This is a genomic window from Citrobacter sp. L55 (assembly GCF_002850715.1).
Classification (GTDB): Bacteria; Pseudomonadota; Gammaproteobacteria; order Enterobacterales; family Enterobacteriaceae; genus Citrobacter; species Citrobacter braakii.
The window spans coordinates 403,032-414,680 of the sequence record NZ_KZ559400.1; the positions used below are offsets into that span (position 1 = coordinate 403,032).

Sequence of the window (11,649 nt, forward strand, 5' to 3'; positions counted from 1 at the left end):
ACAACTCCTGATTAGCGCGAAATCAGCACCTGAAATCCGTCAGATGAACCACGGTTTCGCACGTAAGATGTGAAAGAAGAGCCGACAACAACTGCTGCGTCTGGATGATGTCACGGCAGTCGGCAATCGACGCCGCGCAGTGTCCATGCCGCGTAGCTGGCCCCATGACAACCGTGGGGATCCCCGTACCGCTTACGTGCACTGCCCCGCCGTCAGTGCCGCCGTTACTGAACATGTCAATCTGCAGGGTAATGCCCGCATCGGTGGCCACGCTTTCAACCCACGCGGTCAGCTTTGGCGAGGCAATCAGCGATTTATCGCTTAACACCAGCATCGGGCCATTACCAATCTGCCGATGGTTGGCCGCACCATGATCAAAGTTTTTGGCCCAGCAGGCGGTATCCAGCATGATCGCCACATCCGGGGCGACCGCGCGTGCTGCCGTTTGTCCTCCGCGCAGTCCCACTTCTTCACTGGAACTGGCCACCAGCCAGACCTCACATGGGAGAATGGCGTTATGCCATTCGCGCAGCAGCGCCACCAGCAAATAACATCCAAGTCGATCATCAAAGGCTTTGCCCATGACTCGCTGGTGCGGCAAAACCTGAAACGTCGTGTCAAAGGTGACGCGATCGCCAGGGCGTACGCCGGCCTGAAGTACCTCGTCATAAGACCGCGCGCCAATGTCCACCTGCAGCGCACTGACGTCATTACCGCTGCGCACTCCGTCGAGCAGACCGGGAATTTTGCTCTCTTCACGGGTAGTGATCCGCACCGGCTGCAATTGCCTGGCCGCCATACGCACATTTCCCACCGGCAATACATCGATCGCTCCTTCGCTGGAAATACTGCGCACGATAAATCCCACTTCATCCATATGCGCGCAGATCATTACCTTCGGACCGGTTGATTCATTCAGACGGATCAGCACCGATCCCAGGCCGTCAAAGCGCACCTCTTTATGCAGACGATCCGCCTCTTCAAGCAGGATCTGCCGCACTTCCTGTTCTGAAGAGGCGATCGCGTCCGCCTCACTCAGCGCCTTCAGTAGCGATAAGTCCATTACGCCTCTCCCGTGTGTAACAATGTCTTCGCCATGGTGTAGAGCACCTCGCCGCCGTCTGGCGTAACCAGCACCACATCCTCAATACGCACGCCTCCCTGCCCCGGCAGATAAATACCTGGCTCAACGGTGAGCAGCATGCCAGCCGCCAGAGGCGTCGCGTCGGTGGGGGAAAAACGGGGATTTTCATGCACCTCAATGCCGATAGCGTGTCCGGTATTGTGACCAAACTCATCGCCATAGCCCGCCTGCGTAATGACCCGCCTGGCTGCGGCGTCAACCTCATGGCAACGCCGACCTGGTCGAATTGCTGCCACCGCCGCACGCTGCGCCGCCAGGACAATCTGATACACGGAAAACAGCGGGCTTTCTTGCGCTGGCTGGTTTGCGTCTGGGATGCGAAAGGTTCTCGTCATATCCGAACAATAGCCCTGATACTGCGCGCCAAAATCCAGCGTGATGAACTCACCCGCCTCGACACGCTTGTCGCTGGCTTTACCGTGCGGCAGCGCGCCGCGCCAGCCGCTGGCGACAATGGTGTCAAAAGAGGGTTTGTCTGCACCGAGCGTGCGCATGTACCACTCCAGTTCAGCGGCGATTTCGCGCTCACTGAGGCCGGGTTGAATAAAGCGGCGAATATGTTCAGCACTAAGGTCAGCTATCCGACAGGCTTTGCGAATGCAGGCTATCTCCTGCGCCGTTTTTACCTGCCGGAGCACATCCGGCACGGCACTCACTAGTCGCGCAAGCAGTTTGCCCGACCATCCATTCACCGTATTCCAGCTTACCTGCTCGCCTTCAAATCCCACCGTCTGCAGCTTTTCGTCAGCAATAATGTGATTCACCCGTGAATAGAGCGTCTGCACGCCATCAAGTAGATGGATCTGATAGCCCTGAGTACGCGAAGCGACATCGGTGTAGTAACGGGCGTCGACCAGGATATGCGCGCTTTGATGGCTGATAAAGACAAACCCTGAACCGCTGGAGATCCCCATATGCGGCTGTTTATTCTGCCGCGATGACAGCAGCATCGCATCGAGATGTTGCGCCGTTAGCCAGTCACGCAGCGAGGCAAGTAAGCTCATGGTCACAATCCTTTTAATCAGAGGCTTTCAATCAGCAATTTGCCTTTGCGGTACATCATGTTGCGCAGGAACACCACCATCAGCGCCGTAATCACCGCACCTAACAGGATCCCCGCCATATAGACGCCGAGGTTAGTGACCAGCGGCCATGCCCAGATAGCCGATTCAGGGAACCACTGCACCGCCCCCAGCCAGACGGCAGCCGTCGATCCGACAATAGCGCCAACCATATAGGATGGAATTGCCGTGATGGGGCTTTCCAGTGCAAACGGGATCGCCCCTTCGCTGATGCCCATAAACGCGAGGAACATTGCCGTTTTCCCTTGCGGGTAGAGCTGTGCGTTGAACAGGCGTTTGCCAGTTAAGCGCCGATCGAGAAGCGTAGCCAACCCGAGGCCAATTGGAGGAATCACGATGGCAATAGAGCGTGCGGTTACCGGCAGAACGTGATCGGTAGTAAAGCTGAAGGCGACAAATCCTGCGGCTTTATTAATCGGACCGCCGAGGTCAATCGCCGTTGCCGCAGAAATCCCCATCGCGTACATCAGCGTGCCTTTCTCTCCAGCCGCCGTCAGCAGAGAACGAATTCCGCCGTTGATCCACCCGCCAAACGGCGTTATCACGTAATACATCGCCAACATGACGAAGATCGCGGAAAGAATGGGCAGTAAAAAGGTGGTTTTGAATGCCAGCAGGAAATCAGGCAACTGGATTTTTTGGTTCATCCACTTAACCAGATACCCGGCGACAATCGAGATAATCAGCGCGCCAATAAAGGTTGACGGGACGGGGGCACTGGTTGCCCATTGCAGCGTCGCTGGGTCAAAATTCAGTATCTGCGTGGGCTGAGTGGACATCAGTCCACCAATGAACCCCGCCGGAAACGCCAGCTTACCGCCGATAGAGTTGGCGACAAACGCGGCAAACATCGGAATAGCAAAACCAAACAGCACGCCGCCAAAAGATTGCGACAGCCAGGCAAACTTCAGTAATGAGAGATTAAAACCGCTGAATTTTCCGCTGTTCAGTGCATCCATGATGCCGGTGTCAGCAGGTATATCGAGCCAGCTATAGGCGATCAGTTGCGAGAAGGCGAGAATTACCCCGCCCATAATTAACGTCGGTACCATGCGCGAAATACCCGACATCACATGCTGCGGAAGTTCGCCCCAGAAGCTATTGTGGGAGGCCGGTGGATTTTTTATTGCCGCTTCCGCACCAGATGCGCCAGGCACAACGGTTGCACTGCGTTTTTTAATGGCCATACGTAATTCCCTGTCGATGATTATTGTTGTTCAGCGGCAACCATCTCTTCGATCTCTTTGATGATGCCAGCTGCATTTTTTATCGCGTCCTGTAACGTAATTTCGTAGACGTCACGCGACTCAAAACGCTCGTTATCTTCCGGAGTAACGGCAACAGAATGGATGATCAATGTTGCCTCAGCGATATCCTGCGCCGTCAGGCGATTTTGAATTCCGTCCGCACCCTGGGTTTCAATTTTCACTTCATAACCCGCTTCAACCGCGGCTTCTTCCAGCGCCTGAGCCGCCATAAAGGTATGGGCCAGCCCCATTGGGCACGCGCAAACGGCAATCAGTTTTTTGCTCATAATCATTTCCTCGTAATAGTTAACGAGTGAAATTATGGTCCGGGGAAAGTAACGACCGTTATCAGACAAATAATGCTTTTACTGGACAAATAATCCCACCATTCGGAAATGTGACGAAGGTCGGAAAGGCGGGCGGCAGGCATAAAAAAACCGCGTAATAAACGCGGTTTTGCGGGATATATGTAAGCCGGATAAGCGCTGTGCACCGTCCGGCATTGGTCTTACAAAATATGGCCCAGCGTCTGGCGCAGATGCGCACCGGAACCAAGCAGGCCCGGGTTATCATGCACGATCAGATATACCGGAATATCCTGTACGTAGGCTTTAAAACGCCCCTTATCTTCAAAACCACCACGGAAACCCGAAGCTTTAAAGAAGTCGAGGAAGCGCGGTACGATGCCGCCAGCGATGTACACACCGCCAAACGTGCCCAGCGTTAACGCCAGATCGCCGCCAAAACGCCCCATGATGACGCAGAACAGCGACAGCGCGCGACGACAGTCGATACAGGAATCAGCCAGCGCACGCCCGGTGATATCCTTCGGCTGCAGATTTTCCGGCAGGCGCCCGTCTGATTTGACGATGGCGCGATACAGATTAACCAGCCCCGGACCTGACAGTACGCGCTCTGCGGAAACGTGACCAATTTCCGCACGCAGGACCTCAAGGATAATCCCTTCTTCTTCGCTGTTAGGCGCAAAATCCACGTGACCGCCTTCACCAGGCAAGCTCACCCAGCGTTTATCTACATGCACCAAATGCGCCACGCCGAGTCCGGTACCTGCGCCATAGACAGCAATCGGCTTGCCTTCAACAGGTTCCGCTCCGCCAAACTGGATCAAATGCTCTTTCTTCAGCATCGGGATCGCCATCGACACGGCGGTGAAATCATTGATGATTTCCAGATGGCTGAAGCCCAGATTTTTTTTCATCTCAGCAATAGAGAATGCCCAGGTATGGTTGGTCATTGCCACCCAGTCACCGGTTATCGGACAGGCAATGGCAATACAACCATCCTCGACGCTGACGCTATGCTCATCCAGGTATACGCGCACTACCGCCTCGAGGCTTGGGTAATCCAGCCCGGAATAGGTTTTTGCCTGCGAAATCTCGCCGCTGGCAATGTCGCACAGAGCAAGACGCGCGTTGGTGCCGCCAACATCACCTACTAAAGCATATTTTGTCATTCTTCCACTGCTCCGCTAAAGTCAGAATAAATCTTTGCCACACTGTAAATTCATGGGGGCATAACAACAACGCCCTGAAGGCTGATGCCCGTGGAAAATCGATCCAGATCACATAATTACTTTATCGTTTCAGCACCATTTGCAGCGATGCGGTTGCGCAGGCTGTGCAAACTATGTCTATGACTCTGTTTTAAGGAATAGAATATGCTTCATCCACGAGCCAGAACGATGCTCTTGCTATCAACTCCTGCGCTAATTATTGGTATTGCCTCCAGCCTGGTGTTGATCGTTGTGATGAAAGTGGCGTCCGTTTTACAGCAGTTTTTGTGGGAACGCCTGCCAGTTAGCATCGGTATTGCCCAGGACTCTCCGCTGTGGATTATCGGCATGCTGACGCTCACGGGGATCATGGTCGGGTTAGTTATTCGCTACAGCCAGGGTCACGCGGGACCGGATCCTGCCTGTGAGCCGTTAATTGGAATGCCGGTCCCCACCTCAGCAATTCCGGGCTTGCTGGCAGCGCTCATCCTCGGCCTGGCGGGTGGCGTCAGTTTGGGTCCGGAACACCCGATCATGACCGTGAACATCGCACTGGCTGTGGCGCTCGGCAGCCGTATGTTTCCCCGCATTGCTAAGCTGGACTGGACCATCCTCGCCTCTGCCGGCACCATCGGCGCGCTATTTGGCACCCCCGTTGCCGCCGCGCTGGTCTTTTCACAAACGCTGAATAGCTCGGACAATGTTCCCTTATGGGATCGCCTGTTTGCACCGTTAATGGCCGCCGCCGCGGGCTCGCTGACCACCAGTCTGTTTTTTCACCCCCATTTTTCACTGCCTATCGCGCACTACACGCAGATGCATGTGATCGATATCCTCAGCGGTGCGGTCGTTGCCGCCATCGCCATTGCCGCCGGGATGGTGGCTGTCTGGTGTCTGCCGCGTTTACACCATTTAATACATCGATTGAAACACCCGGTCCTGATTCTTGGGGCTGGCGGCTTAATCCTCGGCATTTTAGGCGTTATCGGCGGACCGCTTACCTTGTTTAAAGGACTGGACGAAATGCAGCAAATGGCATTTAGCCAGACGCTGGGAGCATCGGATTATTTCATGCTCGCCGTGATCAAATTGGCGGCATTAGTGGTTGCAGCTGCGAGTGGTTTTCGCGGCGGGCGAATTTTCCCGGCAGTATTCGTTGGGGTCGCGCTTGGCCTGATGCTGCACGCCCACGTTGAAGCGGTGCCAGCGGCCATTACCGTCTCCTGCGCGATTCTTGGACTGGTGCTGGTCGTCACCCGTGACGCCTGGCTGAGCCTGTTTATGGCAGCAGTGGTGGTGCCAGATTCCACCCTGCTGCCGCTGCTGTGCATCGTCATGCTGCCCGCCTGGCTGCTGCTGGCGGGCAAACCGATGATGATCGCCGAGCGTACCGATAAGTAGTTAGCCTCCGTTACGCGTTTCCAGCGCACGGGTCACCGTGCGCAATAGCTCAGGAAGATCGGCTTTCGGTAGTACCACCTCAATTAACGACAATCGTTGCGGATGGGACAAACGGGCCAGCACTTCTTCCAGTTGTACCGCCTGCTCCACACGCCAGCACTCCGCCTGACATTCACGACGAAACGCCTGCGGCACCTGCGTCCAGTTCCAGGCGGCGATATCGTTATAGCGCTGATTCGCCCCATGTATAGCCCGCTCCACGGTATAGCCGTCATTATTTAGCAGCAAAATAACGGGAGATTGCCCGTCTCTGAGCATAGAGCCCAGTTCCTGAATGGTGAGCTGCGCCGCACCATCGCCAATAATCAGGATCACCCGGCGGTCCGGGCAGGCGGTTTGCGCGCCAAATGCAGCCGGGAGCGCGTAGCCGATAGACCCCCACAGCGGCTGAACCAGCACCTCCGCTCCACCGGGTAGCGTGAGCGCAGCCGCGCCAAATGCAGCGGTCCCCTGGTCGACGAGGATAATGTCATTGGGCGCCAGATACTGCTGCACCGTATGCCAGAAATTTTCCTGCGTCAGAGGTCCCTTCTCAACCTGAATACGTCTAACTGGCGGGCGTTCTGGCGGCAGTGAAAAAGACATCTCCAGACACAGCTCCCGCAAGGTGGTTACCGCCTGCTCCATCGGAACGTTAAACCAACGGTTTCCAATCCGTGAGGCATGTGGCTGCACCTCAATCGTGCGCTCCTGTGGTAGCTGTTGCGTAAACCCGGCGGTCAGAGTGTCAACAAATTGTGTGCCAACACATACTATCGTGTCGGCATCTTCTATCGCCTGACGTACATAGTCGCTGCTGGCTCCAGCGCTGTAGGTGCCGACAAACGCCGGATGACGCTCATCGAATAGCCCTTTGCCCATCAACAACGTGGCGTGGGCCATCGGCGTTTCCGCCATCCAGCGTTGCAGTACCGGCTGCAGGCCAAAGCGTTGCGCGAGAACGTCTGCCAGAAGCGCTACGCGCGGGCTGTCCAGTAACCGCTCGCGGGCATGGTAGCGAAACGCTTCTGCCACGCTGCTTTCTGGCTCGCTCAGAGGAACAATCAGGATGTCATTCGGCGGCGTGGTCCGCTGTTTTGCCACATCAGCAGGTAACATCAGATAGCCCGGCCTGCGTTCGATGAGCATTGTTCGCAGCACGCGGTCAATTTCATAACAGGCGTTTTGTTCATCCAGCACTGCGCTGGCCGTCGTCACCGCCTGCTGCATACGATAAAAATGCTGAAAATCACCGTCTCCAAGGGTGTGATGCATCAACTCCCCGCGACGTTGGGCACCGCGACAGGGCGCGCCAACAATATGCAAAACAGGAACATATTCCGCATAGCTTCCCGCGATACCGTTAATCGCGCTTAACTCACCTACGCCAAACGTGGTGAGCAGCGCCCCCACCCCGGATACCCGGGCATAGCCATCCGCAGCATAAGCCGCATTCAACTCGTTCGCACACCCGACCCAACGTACGCTGGGATGTTCAATCACGTGATCAAGAAACTGCAAATTATAATCGCCAGGCACACCAAAGAGATGGCCAACACCACAGCCTGCCAGCCTGTCCAGCAGATAATCAGCAACGGAATACGGGGTTTGCATGACAGCTTTCCTTCTGACGGTAACCTCATGTTGAGTATCGAAGAACTGTGATGACTGTCCAGGAAAGTCGCTGTGAAGGGGGTGGAAAGCAAGATGTACAGTTTTCATCCCTAAATTTAATTGCAGCTGGCCTTGTGTAAACGTATACACTCAAAGTCACACCTTATCTGACAGGAGGCTATATGGCTTATCAGGCTGCTGAAAATCGTTATCAGACAATGGAGTACCGCCGCTGCGGTCAGAGCGGCCTCAAGCTCCCGATTGTATCACTGGGGTTGTGGCACAATTTTGGTGATACCACGCAGGTCGAGAACAGTCGGGCGCTGTTACAGCGTGCATTCGATCTGGGGATCACCCATTTTGATCTGGCGAATAACTATGGTCCACCGCCGGGTTCAGCGGAGCGAAATTTTGGTCGCATCCTGCAGGAAGATTTTTTACCGTGGCGAGATGAGCTGATCATCTCCACCAAAGCGGGTTACACCATGTGGGAAGGCCCTTACGGGGACTGGGGTTCACGCAAATACCTGATTGCCAGCCTCGATCAAAGCCTGAAGCGTCTGGGGCTGGAGTATGTCGATATCTTCTACCACCATCGCCCCGACCCTGAAACACCGCTCAGAGAAACCATGCGTGCACTGGATCATATCGTCCGTCAGGGCAAAGCGCTGTACGTAGGCCTCTCTAACTATCCGGCTGAACTTGCCAGACAAGCGATTGAAATACTCGACGATTTAGGTACGCCATGCCTTATTCATCAGCCCAAATATTCTATGTTTGAGCGTTGGGTCGAAGAGAGCCTGCTGTCGCTTTTACAGGAAAAAGGCGTCGGTAGTATCGCCTTCTCACCGCTGGCTGGCGGGCAGTTAACCGACCGCTATCTGAACGGTATTCCTGCGGATTCTCGCGCCGCAAGCACCAGCCGTTTTCTGAATCCGGACCAGATCACCCCACAAAAACTGGAAAAAGTTCGAGCGCTGAACGCACTGGCAGAGCGACGGGGACAAAAGCTGTCTCAGATGGCGCTCGCGTGGGTTCTCCGGGAAGACAAGGTCACGTCTGTGCTGATTGGTGCCAGTAAACCGGCGCAAATTGAAGATGCCGTCGGCATGCTGGCAAACCGTCACTTTACGCCTGAAGAGTGCGCGGAGATTGATGCCATTCTGAGTCGGTTGAAATAAAGACACATTTATTAACAAAAAGTGCTCTCACTTGCGATTTAAGAGTTGTGGCGATGAAACGGGGCTTTACTGCCCCGTAATATTACGTTAACAGGCCGGCTACGGCTCGATCGTGAAGGAGAGAAAACATGTTCAGGTCACTGATTCTGGCGGCAGTCTTAATGGCTTTTACACCGCTGGCCGCGAACGCTGGCGAAATCACCCTGCTGCCATCAATAAAATTGCAAATTGGCGATCGCGATAATTACGGTAACTACTGGGATGGCGGCCGCTGGCGCGACCGGGATTACTGGCACCATAACTATGAGTGGCGCAAAAATCGCTGGTGGCGTCATGACAACGGCTACCATCGTGGCTGGGATAAACGCAAAGCTTATGAACGCGGCTACCGAGAAGGCTGGAATGACCGTGACGACCATCGCGGTCGTGGGCGCGGCGGTCACGGGCATCGTCATTAAGAAAAGGAACCTGTGGTAACAGAGAATTTTTAACAATGGCAAAGGGTTCCGTTCACCGTATGTTCATTGTTTCTCTGAAACCCTCATTCCCGTAACGGGCAAGAGAGGCTCACCGTCTCCCTTGCCACCCAGGCTTCCGGCAGGAAAAATCGTCACTTCGTGATCCATTCGCCTTATGTCATCTTCCTTCGGTTCGCTTCAGTACGCTGACTTTCAGTTCAATCCGTTTCGCTTTAATAAAAAATACCTTTGCGGCTAATCAATCCTTAAGTGACCAGCATTAGCCTGCAGGCTGCTTTTTTATGGTCAAATCCTGCGCTTTTTATTTTTCACTATTTGCCCTTGAGCAAAAATCTCCTGAACGTATCTTATCCTCAAGAGAATTCACGTCAGGATTAACTTATGAATGCTAATTTTAAGAATGAAATTCAGACATTCGGTCGATCGCTATTATTACCGATCGCCGTACTGGCGCCTGTGGGGATGGTCATGGGAATTAGCGCTGCGTTAGGGCAGAGCTATATGATTGATAAACTCCCCTTTCTGGGCAATGAAATTTTCAGAGCAATTCTCTCTTCTCTGGGATTAATCAGCAGCGTCGTTTTTAATAATATTCCTTTACTGTTCGCGATGGGTGTCGCCTACGGTATGTCTAAAAAAGAAAAAGGGATTGCTGTATTTGCGTCCGTCGTGGCTTACCTGACTCTGCTTATCGCCATGCATGTGCATCTTAAGCTGGCGGGTACGCTGGCGAAAGAGGATATGGCTTTCGTCGGACAGGGAATGGTATTAGGTATTCAGACGCTGAAAATCGAAGCGCTCGGCGGCATTATTGCCGGGCTGCTGGCAGCTAAAATAACCGACCGTTTTTACCGGCTGCAATTACCTCTCGCTTTCGCCTTTTTCAGCGGTAAAAAATCCGTCGCGATCTTAGCCATTGCTTTTTCCATTCCCGTCGGCTTGATCATTCCTTTTATCTGGGATCTGTTTACCGCAGGTATGCGCGCCATATCAACAATAATGATGGCACCCAACATTGGTGCAGGTATCTATATGACGCTCAATCGCCTGCTGATCCCGTTTGGCCTGCACCATGTCCTCAGTTCCACCGTGCGTTTCACCGCGGCAGGCGGTACGTACCTGATTGACGGGCAGACCTATGTCGGTATTTTGCCCGCTATCAATAAAATCCTGTTTGAGCTTGGTCCCACCCATCCGGCCTGGAAAGAGTATATGCCGACGCTCACCAGCTATCTTGCCTCATCACAAATGCTCACGACGCTGTTCCGCGTTCCGGCGATTGGTCTGGCGATGTACCACATGGCCTATTTCAAGAATAAGAAATTTGCCAAAGGGATGATCCTGACCGTGGTGCTGACCGCCATGCTGGGCAATATTACCGAACCGCTGGAGTTCTCCTTCCTGTTTATCGCGCCAAAACTCTTTATTGTCTATGCGGTACTCTGTGGCTTATTGACCATTCCACTGCAATTACTGGAAGTCTCCATCGGCTATATTCGCGGCACCATTTTTGATTTTGGTATTTTCGGTTTGATGTATGAACACACCCAATGGATTAATTTAATTATCCTCGGCGTGATTAACTTTGTTGTCTTCTATTTCGTCTTCCGCTTCGCGATCGGTAAATTTGATATTAAGACCCCAGGCCGCGAGAGTGAAATCGCTGACAGCACCTTACTGAACAATAAAGAGTACGACAAAGTCGCCGAACTGGTGATTCAGGGGCTGGGCGGGACAGACAATATCAAGCGCGTTGAAAACTGCGTTTCACGGTTACGTATTGATTTGAAAGATCAGAAAAAAATGGACATGGCCATTCTTAAAGAATCTGGCTCGCTGGGAACCTTTATCCCCTCCAGCAACCATGTTCATGTGGTATTCGGCCCACACGTAGAATTTGTCCGTAACGCGGTAGACGACCGCCTCGTCGGTGCGAAATAAATTCAAGG

10 protein-coding genes are annotated in these 11,649 nt (G+C 53.7%); 4 read left to right on the forward strand and 6 right to left on the reverse strand.

What is annotated here, in order from left to right; genetic code table 11:
• Positions 1 to 22 precede the first annotated feature (22 nt).
• The 5 genes from ypdE to glk form a co-directional block, all read right to left on the reverse strand.
• Complete coding sequence (gene ypdE / locus B9P82_RS06370) at positions 23 to 1,063, reverse strand: aminopeptidase (RefSeq protein ID WP_101700107.1); 1,041 nt, start codon at positions 1,061 to 1,063, stop codon at positions 23 to 25.
• Positions 1,063 to 2,148, reverse strand: a complete 1,086-nt coding sequence (ypdF, locus tag B9P82_RS06375) for an aminopeptidase (protein WP_101700108.1) — start codon at positions 2,146 to 2,148, stop codon at positions 1,063 to 1,065. The genes ypdE and ypdF overlap by 1 nt, the downstream gene beginning before the upstream one ends.
• Before the next feature lie 17 nt (positions 2,149 to 2,165).
• Positions 2,166 to 3,413, reverse strand: coding sequence for a PTS fructose transporter subunit IIC (locus B9P82_RS06380; RefSeq protein WP_101700109.1), 1,248 nt, complete (start codon positions 3,411 to 3,413; stop codon positions 2,166 to 2,168).
• Between the two features lie 20 nt (positions 3,414 to 3,433).
• Positions 3,434 to 3,760, reverse strand: a complete 327-nt coding sequence (locus tag B9P82_RS06385; protein ID WP_003028254.1) for a PTS fructose transporter subunit IIB — start codon at positions 3,758 to 3,760, stop codon at positions 3,434 to 3,436.
• Between the two features lie 221 nt (positions 3,761 to 3,981).
• Positions 3,982 to 4,947, reverse strand: a complete 966-nt coding sequence (glk, locus tag B9P82_RS06390; RefSeq protein ID WP_016153902.1) for a glucokinase — start codon at positions 4,945 to 4,947, stop codon at positions 3,982 to 3,984.
• A 204-nt stretch (positions 4,948 to 5,151) separates the two neighbouring features.
• Here glk and B9P82_RS06395 point away from each other — a divergent pair, with 204 nt between their 5' ends.
• Positions 5,152 to 6,387 carry an ion channel protein gene (locus B9P82_RS06395; RefSeq protein ID WP_047416352.1) on the forward strand — a complete coding sequence of 412 codons (1,236 nt, stop codon included), beginning with the start codon at positions 5,152 to 5,154 and terminating at the stop codon, positions 6,385 to 6,387.
• Here B9P82_RS06395 and B9P82_RS06400 read toward each other — a convergent pair whose 3' ends face one another.
• Positions 6,388 to 8,040 (reverse strand): alpha-keto acid decarboxylase family protein, encoded by a 1,653-nt coding sequence (locus B9P82_RS06400; RefSeq protein ID WP_047358784.1) that lies wholly within the window; start codon positions 8,038 to 8,040, stop codon positions 6,388 to 6,390. It lies immediately after the preceding gene.
• 182 nt (positions 8,041 to 8,222) lie between these two features.
• Here B9P82_RS06400 and mgrA point away from each other — a divergent pair, with 182 nt between their 5' ends.
• From mgrA to B9P82_RS06415, 3 genes are all read left to right on the forward strand, one after another.
• A complete protein-coding gene (gene mgrA, locus B9P82_RS06405) occupies positions 8,223 to 9,221 on the forward strand; it encodes an L-glyceraldehyde 3-phosphate reductase (RefSeq protein WP_016153905.1) in 999 nt (332 codons plus the stop codon).
• A 128-nt stretch (positions 9,222 to 9,349) separates the two neighbouring features.
• Positions 9,350 to 9,679 (forward strand): DUF2502 domain-containing protein YpeC, encoded by a 330-nt coding sequence (gene ypeC / locus B9P82_RS06410; RefSeq protein ID WP_016153906.1) that lies wholly within the window; start codon positions 9,350 to 9,352, stop codon positions 9,677 to 9,679.
• A 402-nt stretch (positions 9,680 to 10,081) separates the two neighbouring features.
• Positions 10,082 to 11,641 (forward strand): PTS transporter subunit EIIC, encoded by a 1,560-nt coding sequence (locus B9P82_RS06415; protein ID WP_016153907.1) that lies wholly within the window; start codon positions 10,082 to 10,084, stop codon positions 11,639 to 11,641.
• Positions 11,642 to 11,649 lie beyond the last annotated feature (8 nt).